The sequence below is a fragment of the Streptomyces sp. NPDC111628 genome (genome assembly GCF_055635195.1).
In genome coordinates this window covers 352,036-372,510 of sequence record NZ_JBVKBZ010000004.1, presented here as the reverse complement: position 1 = coordinate 372,510, position 20,475 = coordinate 352,036, and the positions used below count along the sequence as shown (strand labels likewise).

The following is a 20,475-nucleotide window of genomic DNA, read 5'->3' as shown; positions in this document are numbered from 1 at the left end:
GAGCCTCACAGTTCCTTGGCCAGTCTGTAAATGAGGTCACGCGACCGGCTTGGGTCGAGCGACGCATCCTTCACTCTACGGAAAACTGTTCGGAAGACCCCGAGTTGAGCCTCGGAATCGATGAAGCCGGTGCCGTGCGGTGCGTCACGAACGGCCGTGTCCAGCCGGGGCACGCTCCCGCCGGCCAACATCATGGGGCTCCAGGCGCCGCCAAAGCCGTCCAGGTCGAAGGGGATCACGCGCACGCTGATGTGATCGGCTTCGGAGAGTTCCAGGACTCGGGCGAGCTGGGCTCGCGCGGTGACCCGATCGCCGACCCTGATACGCAGTGCCGCCTCATGAATGAGGGACTCGTACGGCACCCGGGCTTCGAGAACCACCTTGCGCTGCATCCGATGGCGAACTCGCAGATCCAGCTCCGCGTGCGGAAGTTCGGGCACGCGGGACGAGAAGGCGGCTCGCGCGTAGTCCTCCGTCTGAAGCAGGCCCGGAACGAACAAGAACTCCACGTCCTGACGGAAGGTGGAGTGGTGCTCCAACTCGGCGATGTCCAGAAAGGGTGTCGGCAGAAGACCTCGGTACTCCTCCCACCAGCCGCGAGTCCGATCCGTAGCCATGACGACAAGGGCGTCGACGAACGCCTCGTCCGTGCAGGAATAGTGCGCCGCGAGACGACGCAGGCGCTCCTCACTCACTCCCGCGAGGCCCGACTCGATGTGACTGATCTGCACGCGGTTCACTCCGAGCAGCGCCGCCGCCTCGATGGCGGAGAGCCCTGCTGCGTCTCGTAGCCTCCGCAGCTCGGCCGCGAGACGCAACTGACGTGCGGTGCATTCCCGCCGCAGGACCATGCAAGGCTCCCAAGGTTCAACGAGCCTGCCTGTGCGACCCGTTCGGGGCCAGATTAGTCGATCGGCTTGCTCCGTATGACATGTTAGCCCTACGGTCAGTAATGCGACGCACACCGTGCGAAACCGGAAGTGCACCGTTCCGTCCTGCCACGACGGCTCCGGCAATGACACCGGCCCGCTCTCACCTCCCCCACACGAACAAGGAAATTCCTCATGCCCGAAGGCGAAGCCTGGGAGTACTCCCTCTACATCCCCAACGACCTGCGCGCCGTCACCATCAGCCGCCGCACCCTCCGTCTGGTCCTCACCATGCACGGCCTGATCCGCCTCGTCGACGTCGCCGAACTGCTCGCCACGGAGCTGGTCTCCAACGCCGTACGGCACACCAAGGGCCCCGCCGCCCTCCGCATCCGCTGGTCGCCGCCGGGCACCCTGCGGATCGGGGCGTGGGACGCGGACCCCGAACCGCCCGAGCCGCCCGCACGGTTCGAGACGGTGACGGAGCTGGAGGAGGGCCGGGGGCTGGCGCTGGTACGGGCCTGCGCGGACGTGTGGGGGTGGCACCCGCTGGCCAGACACGGCAACCGGGGCAAGTACGTGTGGTGCGAGCTGGCTGCGGCCTGAAAGGGTCGGCCCCGTTATTCACTTGCCCTGACCAGGGATCTTCCGGACGCTCGGCGCATGACGGGAAGTGAACTCGATCGCCGGCTGGTCTCGGCGGTCCTGTCGGGTGACGCCGACGCGGTGCGGGACCTGCTGTACGAGGGGGCGGACCCGAACGCGCCGGACCCCGAAGGGGGACTGCCGGTGCTGTGCGCGGCCGTGGCGGCCTACGACGACCCGGTCACCGAAGCGCTGATGGACGGCGGGGCCGATCCGGACCGGGAGCTTCCGGACGGGAGTACGCCCTTGTGGCGAGCGCTGGACGGCGGATCCCCGGCCGTCTTCGAGTCGGTGCTCGGCAAGGACCCCCGGCTGCGGCTGCCGGAGCAGGAGCGTGAACGGCTGCTCGCCCGCGCCCGGAGCCGGTACGAGACGGGCCCGGTCGAAGGGCTGCGGCGCAGGACGGGGGCGCGAGGTCCCGCGGTGTCGGTGCGGGTCACGGACGGCGACTACGACTGGGTCGACCAGTACACGCTCGGCGGCCTCGCCGTGCGGGCCGGGCACGGTGCCATCCTGACCGTGCTGGAGTGGTCGTTCCGCATCCCGACTCCGGTCGACGAACTGATCGACCGCGCCGTCCGCATACCCGACGAGGAGCATGTGGACTGGTCGGCGGTGTGGCTCACGCTCGTGCGGCGCCACTGCGAGGAAGTCCTGTCGGCCACGCTCGCACAGCGCGACCACCCCGATCCGGCGCACCGCCGCTTCGTCGCGGACTACCTGCGGGCGCGCGGGGTCATCGCCTGCGACTCCCCCTCCGCGGAGCGGGAGAGCGGGATCCTGGCCGCATGGGCGACGCGGGAGACGGACGGGGCAGTGCTCGCGAAGGTGCTGGAGGCCTTCGCGGAGTACGAGCATCCCGGCATGGAGGCGACCGGGCTGCGCCACGCCGCGCATCCGGACCCCCGCGTGCGGCTCCGCGCGACCACCGTCCTCGACGCGTCGGAGGAGGCCCGCTCACCCGAGGCCGACGCGGCCCTGCGCACCCTCCTCGGCGACCCGGACGCCCGCGTACGACTGGAGGCGTGCCGGGCGGGCCTGCGGGACGACGCCCTCCTCGCCCCCGCCGCCGAGGAGCTGGTCCGCCTGGCCGAGGGGCCGTACGAGGAGCTGCGAGGCGGGGTGGCAGAGGCGCTGGCCTCCTCCCGGGGCCGTACGCCCGCCGTCGCCGACGCCCTGGCCGCTCTGCTGGCCGACGGCAACCAGCTCGTACGCCTGGAAGCCGCCTACGGCCTCGCCCTGCGCGACGATCCGCGCACCGGCGAGGCGATCGAGCGGGTCGGACCGCTCAGCGCCGGATTCGAGCACGACCACCGGGTCAACGCACTGTGGGACTGGGCGCGTGGGGGCGACCGGCCGTGGCGGCTCTCGACGGGTGCGGGGAACGCGTAGGCGGTGGACTTTGACATGCAGCCCATCGGCTGCATAACGTGGAAGGCAGCCAATAGGCTGCATGTCAGAGGGGCGGAGATGGACGAGGTCTTCAAGGCGCTGGCGGACGGCAGCCGTCGACGGCTGCTGGACAGTCTGAACGCGCGCAACGGGCAGAGCCTGCGTGAGCTGTGCGCCGAGCTGGACATGGCCCGGCAGTCGGTCAGCAAGCATCTGGCGGTACTGGAGGGGGCCCACCTGGTCACCACCGTGCGGCGGGGCCGGGAGAAGCTGCACTACCTCAACGCCGAGCCGATCAACGCCATCGCCGAACGCTGGATCAGCCGCTACGACCGGGAGCGGGTGCACGCACTCGCCGACCTCAAGCACGCGCTGGAGGACACCGCCATGGACAGCACCGCGTTCGTCTACACGACCTACATCAGGACCACGCCCGAGAAGCTGTGGCAGGGCCTGACCGACCCGGCGTTCACCCGCCGCTACTGGGGGCTGGAGTTCGGTACCGACTGGGCGGTGGGGTCGCCGGTGGTCTGGAAGGAGCGGGGGGCGGAGACCGCCGGCCCGGAGCAGGTCGTGCTCGAGTCCGACCCCTTCCGGCGGCTGTCGTACACCTGGCACACCTTCACGCCCGCGTGGGCGGAGGCCAACGGGATCGACGACGCGACCCTCGCCCGGCTCTCCGCCGAGCCGCGCTCGAAAGTCGCCTTCGACATCGAGGACCTCGGCGGCGGGTCCGTGAAACTGACCGTCGTCCACGACGGGTTCGCACCCGGCAGCACCGCCCGCGAGATGATCCAGCACGGCTGGCCGGCCCTGGTCTCCAGCCTCAAGACGCTGCTGGAGACCGGCGAGACGCTCCCGGAACCCGCCCGGGACGCCGAACTGCCCGGGGGCTGAGGAAGGTTCCGGTCAGCCGCGCACATGCAGCCCGAAACCGGTGCGGCCCGCAGGTTCCAGCCCTTGCTTCAGCTGTAGCGACGGGATCTCGTAGTCGCCGAAGTTCTGCGGGCGGAACGCGATCGGCTCCGTCGACTCCAGGGTGAGCAGTCGCTGCTCCCAGGCCTTGGCGGCGTCCGCGTACTCCTCGTCGGTCATCCGGTCGACGCCGTGCAGCACGAACGGCGGCAGTGGCTCGATGCCCGGGTAGTAGAGGATGCCGTGGTGGATCGGGAACAGCAGGTCGTCGATGGGTCCGTTGATCCCGCGTGCGGCGTAGTGCGACTCCGGGCCGCCGACGGTCACCGACAGCAGGGCCTTCCTGCCCGCCAGCGTGCCTTCCCCGAAGCGCTCCCCGTACTTGGTGTCGCTGTGCTCGCCGACACCGTAGGCGAAGCGGTAGGTGAAGACCCGGTCCACCCAGCCCTTGAGGATCGCGGGCATCGAGTACCACCACAGCGGGAACTGGAGAATGACCGTGTCCGCCCACAGGAGCTTCTCCTGTTCGGCACGGACGTCCTGAGTGAGCGTCCCCGCCTCGAAGGCCCGGCCCGAGTCCCGGGCGACCAGGAGCCGGCCCGAGACCTCGGGGCCGTAGTCCGCGGCGTCCACCACCGCCTTCCAGTTCATCGCGTACAGGTCGCTCACCCGCACCTCGTGACCGGCGCCCTCCAGAGTGGACACGGCGAGGTCCTTCAGCGAGCCGTTGAGCGACTCCGGCTCGGGGTGGGCATGGACGATCAGCGTCTTCATGGGAACTCCTCCGGATCGGACGCCCGCGGATCGGGACCCTTCGGATTCTGGGCGCCGCGGCGGCCGACTTTCAGGGGCGCCGCCACCGTCGGACGGGACTTCCTGGTACCGGCAGGACCACCGTCCCGGGCACGGTCCGCGCCCATACTGGGGCCATGGACGATCTCGCGGGCTTTCTGCGGACCCGGCGTTCCCGGGTGGACCCGGCGGCCGTGGGCGTTGCCACCGACAGCCGCCGCCGGGTCGACGGGCTGCGCCGCGAAGAGGTCGCGCACCTGTCCGGTGTCAGCGTCGACTACTACGTGCGCCTGGAGCAGGGGCGCGCGACCCAGCCCTCCGAGCAGGTCCTCGACGCGCTCGCCCGCGTCCTCGGCCTCGACGAGACCGAACGCGAGCACCTCGGCCGGCTCGCCCGCCGGCGCCGGCGCCGGGCGAAGGCACCGAGCGGGCGGGTGCGGCCGGAAGTGCTGCGCGTCCTCGATCTGGTCGTCGACGCCCCCGCGCTGATCATGGGCCACCGCCTGGACGTGCTCGCCGGCAACCGCCTCGCCGGGCTCCTCTTCGGACGGCCGTTGGGTGGTCTGAACACAGCGCGGCACATCTTTCTGGAGGAGGCGGAACGCGGCCTCTACGCGGACTGGGAGAAGTGCACCCTCGACGTGGTCGGCCACCTGCGCCTGGCCGTCGGCCAGTACCCCGAGGATCGCCGGCTGGCCTCGCTCATCGGCGAGCTGGCGATGGGCAGCGAGCGCTTCCGCCGCCTCTGGGCCCGCGCGGACGTGCGCGCCCGCACCCATGGGCGCAAGGCGTACCGGCACCCGCTGGTAGGACTGCTGGAGCTGCACCAGGAGAACTTCGCCCTGCCCGACGCTTCGGGCATGGAGCTGCTGGTGCTGTCGGCCGCTCCCGGCAGTCCCACCGAGGACGCGCTGCGCCTGCTCGCGGGTCTGGGCACGGACAGCGCCGCAGCGCATCCCGCGGCGAACGTCCGGGTTCGCGACTGATTCAGCGGCGCAGCGTGGTCTCGCCGCGCATGCGTGACAGCTTCTCCGGGTTGCGGACCGCGTAGAGCCCGGTGATGCGGCCTTCGTCGAAGCGGACCGCCACCACCGTGTCGAGTTCGCCGTCGAGCCGGATGACCAGGGCCGGGTGTCCGTTGACCTGGGCCGGGTCCATCGTCATCACGACGGGCAGCTTGCGCAGGCCGCCGAGCATGAGGCGGGCCACCTTGTCGGCGCCGATGACGGGCCGCAGGACCGCCTGCTTGATGCCGCCGCCGTCGCCGAGCAGGACGACGTCCGGGGAGAGGACGTCGAGCAGGCCCTGGAGGTCGCCCGTCTCGACGGCCCGCCGGAAGGCGGCGAGCGCTTCCTGGGACTCGGTCGCCGACACCGCCCCGCGCGGGCGGCGGGCCGCGACGTGTGCCCGGGCGCGGTGCGCGATCTGCCGGACGGCCGCCGGGCTCTTCTCGACGGCCTCGGCGATCTCGTCGTAGCCGAGGTCGAACACCTCGCGGAGCACGAACACCGCCCGCTCGGTCGGCGCGAGGGTCTCCATGACCAGCATCATCGCCATCGAGACGCTGTCGGCCAGCTCGACGTCCTCGGCCACGTCGGGGGTGGTGAGCAGCGGCTCGGGCAGCCAGGAGCCCACGTAGGACTCCTTGCGGCGGCCGAGCGTACGCAGCCGGTTCAGGGCCTGACGGGTGGTGATGCGGACCAGGTACGCGCGCCGGTCGCGCACCGTGTCGAGGTCGACTCCCGCCCACTTCAGCCAGGTCTCCTGGAGGACGTCCTCCGCGTCGGCGGCCGAGCCGAGCATCTCGTAGGCGACGGTGAAGAGCAGGTTGCGGTGGGCGACGAAGGCCTCCGTGGCGCCGTCCTGATCGCGGCCGCTGTTCTCGCTGGTCACCAGCTTCTCCCGTTCGTTCGGTTCCGGCGGTGTCTCGTGCACGGGACACCGGTCGCCGGGGTTCTGTGACACCCGTCGGTGGTGGCCCGGGTCACGTCGACGTCCTGTCACAGGGTGCGGGGCGGCGGCGTCTTGTGTTCGTCACCGAGGCACCGACAGCGAGGACGAGATCATGGACACCCGATTCAATCTGTTCGAGAACGAGTTCGCCGGTCGGTTCGCGAAGCGGTTCGCCGGCATGGGCATGCTGATGCACGAGTCGCCGCTGCCGAAGCCCACGCAGGAACTGGTGTCCCTGCGGGCCAGCCAGATCAACGGCTGCGGCCACTGCATCGACATGCACGTCAAGGAGGCCGCGGCCGCCGGGGAGAGCGCGGTCCGGCTGCACCTGGTCGCCGCCTGGCGCGAATCCACCGTGTTCACCGAGGCCGAGCAGGCGGCGCTGGCCCTCGCCGAGGAGGGCACCCGGCTCGCCGACGCGCACGAGGGCGTGTCCGACGAGACGTGGGCGCTGGTGCGCAAGCACTACGACGACGACCAGGTCGCCGCCCTGATCTGCCTGGTCGCCATGATCAACGCGGCCAACCGGCTCGCCGTGATCACGCACCAGAAGGGCGGCTCCTACGAGGCGGGGATGTTCGCGGCGGCGGCGGGCTGACTGCCGCAAGCGGCCGGGGCGGCACCCGGGGCGACATCGCCCCGGGTGCCGCCCCTTTCTCCGGTCACGATTCCGTCTCGGCCCCGGCAGACCCCTTGATTCCCCTCGTGTAATCGTTTCCAATCCTCTCGTGTAATCGATTCCACGAGGAGGTGGAACGACGATGGCGAGCATCAAGGACGTCGCCGCCGAGGCGGGCGTGTCCGTCGCGACGGTCTCGCGGGCGCTCAACGGCCACCCGTCGGTCAGCGCCGCCGCACGCGCCCGTGTGCTGGCCGCCGTCGAGACGCTGGGCTACCGCCCGAACGCCCTCGCCAGGTCGCTGCGCACCGACCAGACCCGCACCCTCGGCCTGGTCATCAGCGACGTCATGAACCCGTACTTCACCGAGCTGGCCCGTTCCGTCGAGGAGGAGGCCCGCGCGCTCGGCTACAGCGTCATCATCGGCAACGCCGACGAGCGGCCCGACCTCCAGGACCACCACGTCACCACGCTGCTGGACCGGCGGATCGACGGGCTCCTCGTCTCCCCCACCGACGGCGGCTCCCCGCGCATGCTGGACGCCGCGCGGGCCGGGACGCCGATGGTCTTCGTCGACCGGTGGATCCCCGGCGTGGACGTGCCCGTCGTCAGGTCGGACGGGCGGGCGGCCGTACGGGATCTCGTCGCGCATCTGCACGGGCTCGGGCACCGGCGGCTCGCGATCATCGCCGGGCCCGCCGCCACGACCACCGGACGCGAGCGCGTCGACGCCTTCCGCGAGGCGCTCGGCGCGTACGGGCTCCCCCTGCCCGAGGCCTACATCGGCCAGGGCGACTTCCAGGCCGGCAGCGGGCGCCGGGTCACCGAGGGCTTCCTCGACCTGCCCGAGCCGCCCGAGGTCGTCTTCGCCGCCGACAACCTGATGGCGCTCGGCGCGCTGGACGCCGTACGCGCGCGCGGGCTGCGGGTTCCCGAGGACATCGGGCTCGCCGCCTTCGACGACATCCCCTGGTTCGTGCACACCGATCCGCCGGTCACCGCGATCGCCCAGCCCACCCGGGAGCTCGGAAGGGCCGCCGTACGCGCCCTCGTCGAGCGGATCGCGGGGCGGGCCGGTGAGTCCGTCACCCTTCCGGCCCGGCTCGTCGTACGCCGCTCGTGCGGTGAGCCGCCCCCCGTCGACTCCGAACAACCCAGTGAACATCCCCCGTCCCCCTCCCCCGTACGAAGGAGTACGCCGTGAGCAGCCGCAGTCCGGACGAGTTGCTGCGCATCGAGGGCATCCGCAAGACCTTCCCCGGCGTGGTCGCGCTCGACAGCGTCGACTTCGACCTGCGCCGGGGCGAGGTGCACGTGCTCCTCGGTGAGAACGGCGCGGGCAAGAGCACGCTCATCAAGATGCTCTCCGGCGCCTACACGCCCGACGCCGGGCGGATCCTGGCCGGTGGTGAGGAGGTGCGCATCCACGGTGCGCAGGACTCCGAGCGCCTCGGGATCGCCACCATCTACCAGGAGTTCAACCTCGTCCCCGACCTGACGGTGGCCGAGAACATCTTCCTGGGGCGCCAGCCCCGCCGGCTCGGCATGATCGACCGGAAGCGGATGGACGCCGACGCCGAGGTGCTGCTGAAGCGGGTGGGGGTCAACGTGTCTCCCCGTACGCGGGTGCGTGAACTCGGCATCGCCCGGCTCCAGATGGTCGAGATCGCCAAGGCGCTCAGCCTGGACGCGCGGGTGCTCATCATGGACGAGCCGACCGCCGTGCTCACCTCCGACGAGGTCGAGAAGCTGTTCGCCATCGTGCGGCGGCTGCGCGAGGACGGTGTCGGCATCGTCTTCATCACCCACCACCTGGAGGAGATCGCCGCCCTCGGGGACCGGGTCACCGTCATCCGGGACGGCAGGAGCGTCGGGCAGGTGCCCGCCTCCACCCCGGAGGACGAGCTGGTCCGGCTCATGGTGGGGCGGTCGATCGAGCAGCAGTACCCGCGCGAGCGCACCGACGCCGGTGAGGCGCTGCTCAAGGTGGAGGGACTGACGAGGGACGGTGTCTTCCACGACGTCGGCTTCGAGGTGCGGGCCGGTGAGGTCGTCGGCATCGCGGGGCTGGTCGGGGCCGGGCGTACGGAGGTGGTGCGGGCGGTGTTCGGCGCCGATCCGTACGACGCCGGGGCCGTGCACGTCGGGGGTGCGCCGCTGCGGCGGCACGACGTGAACGCCGCCATGGCCGCCGGGATCGGGCTCGTGCCCGAGGACCGCAAGGGGCAGGGACTGGTGCTCGACGCCTCCGTCGAGGAGAACCTCGGGCTCGTCACGCTCCGGTCCACCGCCCGCGCCGGGCTCGTCGACCTCAAGGGGCAGCACGCGGCGGCCGAGCGGATCGCCGGACAGCTCGGCGTGCGGATGGCCGGGCTCGGTCAGCACGTGCGCACGCTGTCCGGCGGCAACCAGCAGAAGGTCGTCATCGGCAAGTGGCTGCTGGCCAACACCAAGGTGCTGATCCTCGACGAGCCGACGCGCGGCATCGACGTCGGCGCCAAGGTCGAGATCTACCAGCTCATCAACGAACTGACGGCCGCCGGTGCCGCCGTGCTCATGATCTCCAGCGATCTGCCGGAGGTGCTCGGCATGAGCGACCGCGTGGTCGTCATGGCGCAGGGGCGCGTCGCGGGTGAACTCACCGCCGAACAGGCCACCCAGGACGCCGTGATGGCACTCGCCGTCAGTACGCACACCAGCAACTCCCCCCACACCGACGGAACGGACGGAACGGAGGCCTCCCGTGGCCACTGACACGCTCAAGAGCAAGCCGGGCGCGCAGGGCGCCACGAGCGGGCTGCGCCGCCTGCTGCTCGAGAACGGCGCGCTGACCGCGCTGATCGTCCTCGTCATCGTCATGTCGGCACTGTCCGGGGACTTCCTGACCGCCGACAACCTCCTCAACGTCGGCGTCCAGGCCGCCGTCACCGCGATCCTCGCCTTCGGCGTCACCTTCGTCATCGTCTCGGCCGGCATCGACCTGTCGGTCGGTTCGGTCGCCGCGCTGTCGGCCACCGTGCTGGCCTGGAGCGCCACCGAGGCCGGGATTCCGGTCGCGCTCGCGGTGCTGCTGTCCGTCCTGACGGGCATCGCCTGCGGCCTGGTGAACGGTTTCCTCATCTCGTACGGGAAGCTGCCGCCGTTCATCGCGACGCTGGCCATGCTGTCGGTGGGGCGCGGTCTGTCGCTGGTCATCTCGCAGGGTTCGCCGATCGCCTTCCCGGACTCGGTCTCGCACCTCGGTGACACGCTCGGCGGGTGGCTGCCGGTGCCGGTGCTCGTGATGATCGTGATGGGGCTGATCACCGCCTTCGTGCTCGGCCGGACCTACATCGGCCGGTCCATGTACGCCATCGGCGGCAACGAGGAGGCCGCGCGGCTGTCCGGCCTGCGGGTGAAGCGGCAGAAGCTCGCCATCTACGCCTTCTCCGGCCTGTTCGCCGCCGCCGCGGGCATCGTGCTCGCCTCCCGGCTCTCCTCCGCGCAGCCGCAGGCCGCGCAGGGCTACGAGCTGGACGCCATCGCCGCCGTCGTCATCGGCGGTGCCTCGCTGGCGGGCGGCACCGGCAAGGCCTCGGGCACGCTGATCGGCGCGCTGATCCTCGCGGTGCTGCGCAACGGCCTCAACCTGCTGTCCGTCTCCGCGTTCTGGCAGCAGGTCGTCATCGGTGTCGTCATCGCGCTCGCGGTGCTCTTCGACACGCTGCGGCGCAAGGCGGGCGCGGTCACCCCGGCGGCCGGGGCGTCGGGCGGCGGCAACCGGGGCAAGCAGGCCCTGACCTACGTGATCGCGGCGGTCGTGGCCGTCGCCGTCGTCGGGGCGACCTCGCTGCTGCACAACGGCTCCTCCGGCGGCAAGGACCAGAAGATAGGGCTGTCGCTGTCCACGCTGAACAACCCGTTCTTCGTGCAGATCAGGAACGGCGCGGAGGAGGAGGCGAAGAAGCTGGGCGTGGACCTGACGGTCACGGACGCCCAGAACGACGCCTCGCAGCAGGCCAACCAGCTGCAGAACTTCGTCAGCGGCAGCCTGTCCGCGGTCATCGTCAACCCGGTGGACTCCGACGCGGCCGGTCCCTCGGTGCGCTCGGCGAACAAGGACGACATCCCGGTCATCGCCGTGGACCGCGGCGTCAACAAGGCGGACACGTCCGCGCTGGTCGCCTCCGACAACGTCGAGGGCGGTGAGCTGGGCGCCAAGGCGCTCGCCGAGAAGCTCGGCGGCAAGGGCACCATCGTCATCCTCCAGGGCCAGGCCGGCACCTCCGCCAGCCGGGAGCGCGGGGCGGGCTTCGCGGCCGGACTCAAGGCGTACCCGGGCATCAAGGTCGTCGCCAAACAGCCCGCGGACTTCGACCGCACCAAGGGCCTGGACGTGATGACGAACCTGCTCCAGGCGCACCCGGACGTCGACGGCGTCTTCGCGGAGAACGACGAGATGGCGCTGGGCGCGATCAAGGCGCTGGGTTCCAAGGCCGGCAAGTCGGTCCAGGTCGTCGGCTTCGACGGCACCCCGGACGGGCTGAAGGCGGTCCAGGACGGCACGTTGTACGCGTCGGTGGCGCAGCAGCCGAAGGAACTGGGCAGGATCGCCGTACAGAACGCGCTGCGGGCGGCCGAGGACAAGAAGGTGGAGCAGACGGTGAAGGTGCCCGTGAAGGTCGTCACCAAGGACAACGTGGCGGGCTTCGAGGGCTGAGGCCGGGTCGCGGAAACCGGCAGGACCAGCGGGAATCACTCGAATCGGAGAACGACTGATGTACGACTACGACCTGCTGGTCGTCGGGTCGGCCAACGCCGACCTGGTGATCGGTGTCGAGCGGCGGCCGGCGGCGGGCGAGACGGTGCTCGGCTCCGACCTGGCCGTCCACCCGGGCGGCAAGGGCGGCAACCAGGCCGTCGCCGCCGCCCGGCTCGGTGCCCGTACGGCCCTGCTGGCCCGGGTGGGCGACGACGACTACGGGCGGCTGCTGCTGGACTCGCAGCGGGCGGCCGGTGTCGACACGGTGGGCGTGCTGGTGGGCGGCGCCCCGACCGGCGTCGCGCTGATCACCGTCGACCCGTCCGGGGACAACAGCATCGTGGTCTCGCCGGGCGCCAACGGCCGGCTGGCGCCGGGTGACGTCCGGGCCGCGGCCAGCCTCTTCCATGCCTCCCGGGTGGTCTCCACGCAGTTGGAGATCCCGCTGGAGACGGTCGTGGAGGTGGTGCGCTCGCTCGCGCCGGACAGCCGTTTCGTGCTGAACCCGTCGCCGCCGCGGCCGCTTCCGCAGGAGGTGCTGGCCGCCTGCGACCCGCTGATCGTCAACGAGCACGAGGCGAAGGTGATCCTCGGCGACTCCCTGGTCGGCGAGCGCCCCGAGGACTGGGCCCGCGTCCTGCTGGCCAAGGGTCCGCGCTCGGTGGTCGTGACGCTGGGCGCCGAGGGCGCGCTGGTCGCGTCGGCGGCCCACGGCGTGGTCCGGGTGCCGTCCGTGAAGGTGGACGCCGTGGACACGACGGGCGCGGGCGACGCGTTCACCGCGGCGCTGGCCTGGCGGCTCGGCACCGGCGAGTCGCTCGCGGCGGCGGCGGCCTACGCGGCCCGGGTGGGCGCGGCGGCGGTCACGAAGGCGGGGGCGCAGGAGTCGTACCCGACGGCGGCGGAGGCCGAGGCACTGGGGGCCGGGGAGCTGTGAAGAAGGCAGGCATACTCAACCGTCACCTCGCGGGTGCCCTCGCCGAGCTGGGCCACGGGGACGGCGTCCTGGTGTGCGACGCGGGGATGCCCGTTCCGGACGGGCCGCGCGTCGTCGACCTGGCCTTCCGGGCCGGGGTGCCGTCCTTCGCGGAGGTGGTGGACGGCCTGCTCGCCGAGCTGGTCGTCGAGGGCGCGACGGCGGCGACGGAGGTCCGGGAGGCGAACGCCGAGTGCGCCGCACTGCTCGACGGGCTCTTCCCTGCGCTCGACCTCGTCCCGCACGAGCGGCTCAAGGAGTTGTCGGCGGGCGCGCGGCTGATCGTGCGCACCGGGGAGGCGCGGCCGTACGCCAATGTGCTGCTGCGGTGCGGCGTCTTCTTCTGAGAGAAGTTTGAGAGGGCCCGGTCGACGACCGGGCCCTCTCGGGTCCCCACCCCTTCAGAACTCCGTGGATTTCCCCCCCGGGTACCCCCACGGGTGTTCCGATGCCAAGTACGACCCGCCACAGGGCGGAAGGGTTGCACGGGTCGCCGGAATTATTTTCCGGGCGGCGGGTCCGCGGCGTCTCCCGCGTGGGCAGCGAACCGGGCCGCCGTCTCGGCGAGCACCTCCCGTCCGTCCCGCGCCCACAGCCCCTCGTTGAACAGCTCGACCTCGATGGCGCCGGTGTATCCGGCCGCCTCGACGTACCCCTTCCACTCCCGCATGTCGATCGCGCCGTCCCCGATCTGGCCGCGGCCGTTGAGGACGCCCTCGGGCAGCGGGGTCGTCCAGTCGGCGAGCTGGAAGGTGTGGATGCGGCCGCCCGCGCCGGCCCGGGCGATCTGCTCGGGCGCCCGGTCGTCCCACCAGATGTGGTACGTGTCGACGGTGACGCCGACCTGCCGGGCCGGGAAGCGTTCGGCGAGGTCCAGGGCCTGGGTGAGGGTGGAGACCACGCAGCGGTCGGCGGCGTACATGGGGTGCAGCGGTTCGATGGCGAGGCGCACCCCGTGCCGTTCGGCGTACGGGCCCAGCTCCGCCAGCGCGTCCGCGATGCGCTCGCGGGCGGCCCGCAGGTCCTTGTCGCCGGCCGGGAGACCGCCGGAGACCAGGACGAGGGTGTCGGTGCCGAGGGCGGCGGCCTCGTCGACGGCACGGCGGTTGTCGGCCAGGGCCCTGGCGCGTTCGCCGGGGTCGACGGCCGTGAGGAAGCCGCCGCGGCACAGGGTGGTGACGGTCAGACCCGCGTCGCGGACCAGCTTGGCGGCGGCCTCGACGCCGTAGGCCTGCACGGGTTCGCGCCACAGGCCGACGTTGCCGATGCCCAGTTCGCGGCAGGCGGCGGTCAGTTCGGGCAGGGAGAGCTGCTTCACCGTCATCTGGTTGATGCTGAAGCGCGTCAGGCCGGTGTCGCTCATGCGTTCACTCCGTACAGGGCGAGCAGGTTCCGCATGCGCTCCTCGGCCAGCTTCGGGTCGGGGAACAGGCCGAGTCCGTCGGCGAGTTCGTAGGCGCGGGCGAAGTGCGGCAGCGAGCGGGCCGACTGGAGGCCGCCGACCATCGTGAAGTGGCTCTGGTGGCCGGACAGCCAGGCCAGGAGGACCACGCCCGTCTTGTAGTAGCGGGTGGGCGCCTGGAAGAGGTGGCGGGAGAGTTCGACGGTGGGGTCGAGCAGGGCGCGGAAGCCGTCCGTGTCCCCGGTGTCGAGCACCCGGACCGCCTCGGCGGCCAGCGGGCCCAGCGGGTCGAAGATGCCGAGCAGGGCGTGGCTGAAGCCCTGCTCGTCGCCCGCGATCAGCTCCGGGTAGTTGAAGTCGTCGCCGGTGTAGCAGCGCACGCCCCGCGGCAGGCGGCGGCGCAGGTCGATCTCGCGCTGCGCGTCCAGGAGGGAGACCTTGATGCCGTCGACCTTGTCGGGGTGGGCGGCGATGACCTCCAGGAAGGTGTCGGTCGCCGTGTCCAGGTCGGACGAGCCCCAGTAGCCCTCCAGGGCCGGGTCGAACATCGGGCCCAGCCAGTGCAGGATCACGGGTTCGGCGGCCTGGCGCAGGAGGTGGCCGTAGAGCTCCAGGTAGTCGTCCGGGCCCTTCGCGGTCGCGGCGAGGGCGCGGGAGGCCATCAGGATGGCCTGGGCGCCCGACTCCTCGACGACGGCGAGCTGTTCCTCGTAGGCCGACCGTACGGCCGCGAGGGTCGCCGTGGTCGCGGCGGTGGCGGTCAGCTGGTCCGTGCCTACGCCGCAGGCGATGCGGCCGCCGGTCGCCTTCGCCTCGGCGGCGGAGCGGCGGATCAGCTCCGCCGCCGTGGGCCAGTCCAGGCCCATGCCCCGCTGGGCGGTGTCCATCGCCTCGGCGACGCCGAGTCCGTGGGACCACAGGTGGCGGCGGAAGGCGAGGGTGGCGTCCCAGTCGACGGCGGCGGGCCCGTCGGGGGTGGTGTCCGCGTACGGGTCGGCGACGACGTGCGCGGCCGAGAAGACCGTACGCGAGGTGAAAGCGCTTCCCGTGCTCGTCCGGGTGCGGTGCGACGGCTCCGGGCGGGGCTCGTAGGCGCGCAGGGTGCCGTCGGCGCTCGGCAGGTGGAGGGTCACAGAGCGATCTCCGGTACGTCGAGGCGGCGGCCCTCCGCGGAGGACCTCAGGCCCAGCTCGGCGAGCTGCACGCCGCGGGCGCCGGCCAGCAGGTCCCACTGGTAGGGGGCGTCGGCGTAGACGTGCTTGAGGAACAGCTCCCACTGGGCCTTGAAGCCGTTGTCGAACTCGCCGTTGCCGGGGACCTCCTGCCACTGGTCGCGGAAGACCTCGGTGGCGGGGATGTCCGGGTTCCACACCGGCTTGGGGGTGGCCGAGCGGTGCTGGACGCGGCAGCCCCGCAGTCCCGCGACGGCCGAGCCCTCGGTGCCGTCGACCTGGAACTCGACCAGTTCGTCGCGGTTGACGCGGACCGCCCAGGAGGAGTTGATCTGCGCGATCGCGCCGCCGTCCAGCTCGAAGACGCCGTAGGCGGCGTCGTCGGCGGTGGCGTCGTAGGGCTTGCCCTTCTCGTCCCAGCGCTCGGGGATGTGGGTGGCGGTGAGGGCCTGGACGGACTTCACCCGGCCGAACAGCTCGTGCAGGACGTACTCCCAGTGCGGGAACATGTCGACGACGATGCCGCCGCCGTCCTCGCTGCGGTAGTTCCAGGACGGGCGCTGCGCCTCCTGCCAGTCGCCCTCGAAGACCCAGTAGCCGAACTCGCCGCGCACCGACAGGATCCGCCCGAAGAAGCCGCCGTCGATGAGGCGCTTGAGCTTGAGCAGGCCGGGGAGGAAGAGCTTGTCCTGGACGACGCCGTGCTTGATGCCCTTGGCCTGGGCGAGGCGGGCCAGTTCCAGGGCGCCGTCCAGGCCGGTGGCGGTGGGCTTCTCGGTGTAGATGTGCTTGCCCGCGGCGATCGCCTTCCTGATCGCCTCCTCGCGGGCCGAGGTCACCTGGGCGTCGAAGTAGATGTCGATGCCGTCGTCGGCCAGGACCGCGTCGAGGTCCGTGGAGACGTGGTCGAGCCCGTGGCGTTCGGCCAGCGCCCGCAGCGCGTGCTCGCGGCGGCCGACCAGGACCGGCTCCGGCCACAGCACGGTGCCGTCGCCGAGGTCGAGGCCGCCCTGTTCGCGCAGGGCCAGGATGGAGCGGACGAGGTGCTGGCGGTAGCCCATGCGCCCGGTCACACCGTTCATGGCGATACGCACCGTCTTGCGTGTCACGTCATTCCCTTCGTACGAGCCATGCCGCAAGCCGCGGATCGAGCTCGAACCGTGCAGCAAGCGCTTTCTATGTAGAACGAAGCTAGCCTGTGAACGGTGGTCTGGACAAGACCGTGGTTCGGGTGAGTTGTTCGAGGGGGCGAACGACGGCGGGCGGTGGCCGTAAGGTCAGCCGGTACGGCGTTCGGCTCACACGCGCGATGCGGAGGACGAGGACATGACGGTGACACTGGCGGACGTGGCGGCCCGCGCCCAGGTCTCCCCCGCGACGGTGTCGCGCGTGCTGAACGGCAACTATCCGGTGGCCGCCTCCACCCGGGAGCGGGTACTCAAGGCCGTCGACGAGCTGGACTACGTGCTCAACGGCCCCGCGAGCGCGCTGGCGGCGGCCACGTCCGACCTGGTGGGCATCCTCGTCAACGACATCGCCGACCCGTTCTTCGGCATCATGGCCGGCGCCGTCCAGTCCGAGATCGGCGGGCCCGGCGGCAGAGCGGGCGGCGAGAGACTCGCCGTGGTCTGCAACACCGGCGGCACCCCGGAGCGCGAGCTGACCTACCTCACGCTGCTGCAACGCCAGCGCGCGGCGGCGGTGGTGCTGACCGGCGGCGCGATGGAGGACGAGACCCATCAGGCGGCCGTGGCGGCGAAGCTGCGCAGGCTCGTCGAGGCCGGGACGCGGGTGGTGCTGTGCGGACGGCCGCCGGCGCCGGACACCGGGGCGATCGCGCTCACCTTCGACAACCGCGGGGGCGGCCGGGAGCTGACCGAGCACCTGATCGGGCTCGGGCACCGTCGGCTCGGCTACATCGCCGGTCCGGAGGAACGGACCACGACGCGGCACCGGCTGGAGGGCCACCGCGCGGCGCTCGCCGCGCACGGCATCGAGGAGGACCCGCGCTGGACCGTCCACGGCCGCTACGACCGGCAGGCCGGTTACGAGGCGACGCTGGAACTGCTGCGCAGGGACCCGACGCTGACCGCGGTCGTCGCCGCGAACGACACGGTCGCGCTGGGCGCGTGCGCGGCGCTGCGCGACTCGGGGCTGCGGATCCCGGACGACGTGTCCGTGGCCGGTTTCGACGACCTGCCGTTCAGCATCGACGCGGTGCCCGCGCTGACGACGGTCCGGCTGCCGCTGGCGGAGGCGGGGGCCCGGGCGGGACGGGTCGCGATGGGGCGGGAGGAAGCGCCGGTGGGCGGGATCGCGACGGTGCGGGGGGAGTTGATGGTACGGGGGTCCTCCGGAGGGCCGCGGTCTTGAACGGACCGTTGGTGTCGCGGCGGCCCGCGTCGGTGTGGGCGTTGCTGGGGGCTGCCGCCCCCAGACCCCCGCTTCGGCCTGGACGGCCTCGTCCTCAAGCGCCGGACGGGCTGAGATGTCCGGCCCGCGTCCATAGGTGACCGGACGGGTTGGATTTACCGGCTCGCGTCGACAGGTGAAGCCGGTGATCGCGGGTACGCTCCGTGGGCATGAAGCTGGCGTTCTCCACTCTCGGTGTTCCCGGACTGCCCCTGACCGACGTGCTGGGGCTCGCGACCGCGCACGGCTACCACGGTGTCGAGTTGCGCGCCCACCCGGAGGAACCGGTCCATCCGGGCCTGGGTCCGGACGAACGGGCCGCGGTGGCGGCGGAGTTCAAGGCGGCCGGTGTCGAGCCGCTGGGGCTCGCGGGGTACGCGCGGGTCGCCGCGCCCGGCGACGACGAACCGGTCCTCGCCGAGATCCGCGGCCTGCTCGACCTCGCCCGCGACCTGGGCGCCCCGTACGTCCGGGTCTTCCCCGGCGGCGGCACCGAGCAGAGTGCCGAGGAGGCCGACGCGACGGCCGCCCGGCGGCTGGGCACCGCCGCCGAGTACGCCGCCGAGCGCGGCGTGAGCATCCTGCTGGAGACCCACGACTCGCACCGCACCGGCGCCGACGCGATGCGCGTCCTCGGCCCGGTCGGGCATCTGCGGGCCGGTGCCCTGTGGGACGTGATGCACACCTGGCTGGGCGGCGAGCAGCCCTTTGACACCTACGCGGCGCTCTCCCCGCACCTCGGCTACGTCCAGGTCAAGGACATCGCCTCCGCCGAGGACACCACGCCGCTGGCGCTGGGCGCCGGGGTGCTGCCGCTCACCGAGGTGGTGGACGTGCTGTCCCGGCACGGCTGGGACGGCTGGCTGTGCTGGGAGTACGAGAAGCGGTGGTACGAGTCGGCGGCCCCGCTGCCCGAGCTGCTGGGGCAGGGGCGCGAGCACCTCGCCCGGCTGCTCACGGACGCGGCGTGAGGGCGGGCGCCGCCGACCGGACCCGGTGCTCCAGCCGCTCCCGGCACTCCGGCCACTCCGCCGCCGTGATCGAGTAGATCGCGGAGTCCCGCAGCCGGCCCTCCTCGCCCGGCACCGAGGAGCGGGACCAGTTGCGCAGGACGCCCTCGAAGCGGGCGCCGGTCCTCTCGATCGCGGCGCGGGAGCGCCGGTTGCGGGCGTCGGTCTTGAGGTCGACGCGGGACACGGCCCAGACCTCGAAGGCGTGGCGGAACAGCAGCAGCTTGGCCTCGGCGTTGACGCCCGTGCCCTGGGCGGAACGGGCCAGCCAGGTGAAGCCGACCTCGACGGCGTCGAGCACGTCGTCGGTGAGCCAGGAGCGGGGTTCCCAGTAGGCGGTGGTGCCGACCGCGCGGCCGGTGGCGCGGGAGACCTGCGCGTAGGGTGCCAGCCGTCCGGTGGCCGCCCTGGCCAGCTGGAAGTCGATGTAGGCGCCGACCTGGTCGGGCCCCGGCACCCACGTGAAGTCGTAGGTGCCCCGGTCCTCGCCCACCGCCGCCGCCAGGTCGACCGCGTGCCGGTGGCTCAGCGGCTCCAGTCGTACCAGCGTGCCTTCGAGGACCGGGCCCTTCAGCGTGAATGTCACGCTACGGATTCTTCAGCCGGTGCGGGGGCCCGTCCAGCGAATTCCGGGGAGGTGCGGACGGGCGTCTCCGGCACGCGCCTGCGGGCGGGAGTCAGCGTCGTCAGCGCCACCCCGCCCACCAGCAGGGCCGCCGCGCACCAGCGCAGGGGGGTCACCGACTCGCCGAGGAAGAGGGCGGCCGAGGACATGCCGAAGACCGGCACCAGGAGGGAGAACGGCGCGACCGTCGAGGCGGGGTGACGGCGCAGCAGCCAGCCCCAGGCGCCGAAGCCGAAGACGGTCGAGACCCAGGCGACGAAGAGGATCGTGCCCGTCCCCTGCCAGTCCAGGGCGCGCAGGGCCGCGAGGTCCTCGCCGGGGCCCTCGGTGAGCAGGGAGAGGGCCAGCAGGGGCAGCACGGGGACGGTGGAGACCCACACCATGAAGTTCAGCGCGTCGGGCGGGGACGCCTTGCGGGTCAGGACGTTGGACACGCCCCATGCCGCCGCGGCGCCGATCACCATCAGGAACGCGCCCAGGGGGCCCGAGGCGCCCTCGTCGACCGCGGCCACGCCGATGCCGCCCAGCGCGACCAGCATGCCCAGGGCCTGGAGGCGGGAGGGGCGTTCGCCGAGGACCGCTGCGGCGATCACCGCGGTGAACACGGCCTGGATCTGCAGGACGAGGGACGACAGCCCGGCGGGCATGCCCGCGTCCATGCCCACGAAGACCAGGCCGAACTTGGCCACGCCCAGCACCAGTCCCACCGCCACGATCCACTTCAGGGCGACCTTCGGACGGCCCACCAGGAAGACGGCGGGCAGGGCGGCCGCCAGGAAGCGCAGGGCGGAGAAGAGGAGCGGCGGGAAGTGGTCGAGGCCGATCTCGATGACCGTGAAGTTCACGCCCCAGACGGCGGCGACGAGCACGGCGAGGAGGAGGTGGGAAGGTCGCATGCGTCGAGGATCGGCCGGAAGGACCGTTCAGCACCAGCGATGATTGGTGCATGGTT

20 protein-coding genes are annotated in these 20,475 nt (G+C 72.0%); 12 read left to right on the top strand and 8 right to left on the bottom strand.

Translation table 11 applies throughout. The features are described from left to right. Positions 1-5: 5 nt before the first annotated feature. Positions 6-851, bottom strand: coding sequence for a helix-turn-helix domain-containing protein (locus ACZ7MF_RS23680; protein WP_471479511.1), 846 nt, complete (start codon positions 849-851; stop codon positions 6-8). Positions 852-1,064: 213 nt separating this feature from the next. Here ACZ7MF_RS23680 and ACZ7MF_RS23675 point away from each other — a divergent pair, with 213 nt between their 5' ends. From ACZ7MF_RS23675 to ACZ7MF_RS23665, 3 genes are all read left to right on the top strand, one after another. Then, positions 1,065-1,475 (top strand): ATP-binding protein, encoded by a 411-nt coding sequence (locus tag ACZ7MF_RS23675; RefSeq protein WP_471479510.1) that lies wholly within the window; start codon positions 1,065-1,067, stop codon positions 1,473-1,475. 57 nt (positions 1,476-1,532) lie between these two features. Next, entirely contained in the window at positions 1,533-2,906 is a 1,374-nt protein-coding gene (locus tag ACZ7MF_RS23670) for an ankyrin repeat domain-containing protein (protein ID WP_471479507.1), read from the top strand. A gap of 78 nt (positions 2,907-2,984) precedes the next feature. Then, on the top strand, positions 2,985-3,803 hold the full coding sequence (locus ACZ7MF_RS23665; protein WP_471479504.1) for an ArsR/SmtB family transcription factor: 819 nt from the start codon (positions 2,985-2,987) through the stop codon (positions 3,801-3,803). Positions 3,804-3,815: 12 nt separating this feature from the next. On the opposite strand, the gene ACZ7MF_RS23660 is transcribed toward ACZ7MF_RS23665, so the two are convergent. Next, the gene (locus tag ACZ7MF_RS23660; RefSeq protein WP_471479503.1) at positions 3,816-4,595 is read right to left on the bottom strand and encodes an NAD(P)H-dependent oxidoreductase; all 780 of its coding nucleotides are present in this window, start codon (positions 4,593-4,595) and stop codon (positions 3,816-3,818) included. 155 nt (positions 4,596-4,750) lie between these two features. Between ACZ7MF_RS23660 and ACZ7MF_RS23655 the strand changes: the two genes are divergently transcribed. Further along, positions 4,751-5,599, top strand: coding sequence for a helix-turn-helix transcriptional regulator (locus ACZ7MF_RS23655; RefSeq protein WP_471479501.1), 849 nt, complete (start codon positions 4,751-4,753; stop codon positions 5,597-5,599). Between the two features lies 1 nt (position 5,600). Here ACZ7MF_RS23655 and ACZ7MF_RS23650 read toward each other — a convergent pair whose 3' ends face one another. Next, positions 5,601-6,548: an RNA polymerase sigma-70 factor gene (locus tag ACZ7MF_RS23650; protein ID WP_471480100.1), complete on the bottom strand. Its 948-nt coding sequence runs from the start codon at positions 6,546-6,548 to the stop codon at positions 5,601-5,603. Positions 6,549-6,678: 130 nt separating this feature from the next. Between ACZ7MF_RS23650 and ACZ7MF_RS23645 the strand changes: the two genes are divergently transcribed. The 6 genes from ACZ7MF_RS23645 (at position 6,679) to rbsD (ending at position 13,249) form a co-directional block, all read left to right on the top strand. After that, complete coding sequence (locus ACZ7MF_RS23645) at positions 6,679-7,164, top strand: carboxymuconolactone decarboxylase family protein (RefSeq protein WP_471479499.1); 486 nt, start codon at positions 6,679-6,681, stop codon at positions 7,162-7,164. 163 nt (positions 7,165-7,327) lie between these two features. Next, positions 7,328-8,389 (top strand): LacI family DNA-binding transcriptional regulator, encoded by a 1,062-nt coding sequence (locus ACZ7MF_RS23640; RefSeq protein WP_471479497.1) that lies wholly within the window; start codon positions 7,328-7,330, stop codon positions 8,387-8,389. After that, positions 8,386-9,939 (top strand): sugar ABC transporter ATP-binding protein, encoded by a 1,554-nt coding sequence (locus ACZ7MF_RS23635; protein ID WP_471479495.1) that lies wholly within the window; start codon positions 8,386-8,388, stop codon positions 9,937-9,939. Before ACZ7MF_RS23640 ends, ACZ7MF_RS23635 begins: the two co-directional genes overlap by 4 nt. Then, positions 9,929-11,884, top strand: coding sequence for an ABC transporter permease/substrate-binding protein (locus tag ACZ7MF_RS23630; protein WP_471479493.1), 1,956 nt, complete (start codon positions 9,929-9,931; stop codon positions 11,882-11,884). The genes ACZ7MF_RS23635 and ACZ7MF_RS23630 overlap by 11 nt, the downstream gene beginning before the upstream one ends. Before the next feature lie 58 nt (positions 11,885-11,942). Then, positions 11,943-12,863, top strand: coding sequence for a ribokinase (locus tag ACZ7MF_RS23625; protein WP_471479491.1), 921 nt, complete (start codon positions 11,943-11,945; stop codon positions 12,861-12,863). Continuing rightward, on the top strand, positions 12,860-13,249 hold the full coding sequence (gene rbsD / locus ACZ7MF_RS23620; RefSeq protein WP_356861346.1) for a D-ribose pyranase: 390 nt from the start codon (positions 12,860-12,862) through the stop codon (positions 13,247-13,249). The genes ACZ7MF_RS23625 and rbsD overlap by 4 nt, the downstream gene beginning before the upstream one ends. A gap of 152 nt (positions 13,250-13,401) precedes the next feature. On the opposite strand, the gene ACZ7MF_RS23615 is transcribed toward rbsD, so the two are convergent. From ACZ7MF_RS23615 to ACZ7MF_RS23605, 3 genes are read right to left on the bottom strand one after another with little or no spacing between them, the layout of a single operon-like run. Beyond that, a complete protein-coding gene (locus ACZ7MF_RS23615) occupies positions 13,402-14,265 on the bottom strand; it encodes a sugar phosphate isomerase/epimerase family protein (RefSeq protein ID WP_471479489.1) in 864 nt (287 codons plus the stop codon). Further along, positions 14,262-15,437 carry a dihydrodipicolinate synthase family protein gene (locus ACZ7MF_RS23610; protein WP_471479488.1) on the bottom strand — a complete coding sequence of 392 codons (1,176 nt, stop codon included), beginning with the start codon at positions 15,435-15,437 and terminating at the stop codon, positions 14,262-14,264. The genes ACZ7MF_RS23615 and ACZ7MF_RS23610 overlap by 4 nt, the downstream gene beginning before the upstream one ends. Continuing rightward, entirely contained in the window at positions 15,434-16,585 is a 1,152-nt protein-coding gene (locus tag ACZ7MF_RS23605; RefSeq protein ID WP_471479486.1) for a Gfo/Idh/MocA family protein, read from the bottom strand. The genes ACZ7MF_RS23610 and ACZ7MF_RS23605 overlap by 4 nt, the downstream gene beginning before the upstream one ends. 217 nt (positions 16,586-16,802) lie before the next feature. Here ACZ7MF_RS23605 and ACZ7MF_RS23600 point away from each other — a divergent pair, with 217 nt between their 5' ends. Together ACZ7MF_RS23600 and ACZ7MF_RS23595 are read left to right on the top strand one after the other, a co-directional pair. Next, entirely contained in the window at positions 16,803-17,849 is a 1,047-nt protein-coding gene (locus ACZ7MF_RS23600; RefSeq protein ID WP_471479484.1) for a LacI family DNA-binding transcriptional regulator, read from the top strand. 209 nt (positions 17,850-18,058) lie between these two features. After that, on the top strand, positions 18,059-18,859 hold the full coding sequence (locus ACZ7MF_RS23595; RefSeq protein ID WP_471479482.1) for a sugar phosphate isomerase/epimerase family protein: 801 nt from the start codon (positions 18,059-18,061) through the stop codon (positions 18,857-18,859). Here the strand turns inward: ACZ7MF_RS23595 and ACZ7MF_RS23590 are convergent. Continuing rightward, a complete protein-coding gene (locus ACZ7MF_RS23590) occupies positions 18,843-19,484 on the bottom strand; it encodes a GNAT family N-acetyltransferase (protein ID WP_471479480.1) in 642 nt (213 codons plus the stop codon). The two genes, ACZ7MF_RS23595 and ACZ7MF_RS23590, sit on opposite strands and share 17 nt — an antisense overlap. Then, positions 19,481-20,419 (bottom strand): EamA family transporter, encoded by a 939-nt coding sequence (locus ACZ7MF_RS23585; protein WP_471479479.1) that lies wholly within the window; start codon positions 20,417-20,419, stop codon positions 19,481-19,483. Before ACZ7MF_RS23585 ends, ACZ7MF_RS23590 begins: the two co-directional genes overlap by 4 nt. Positions 20,420-20,475 lie beyond the last annotated feature (56 nt).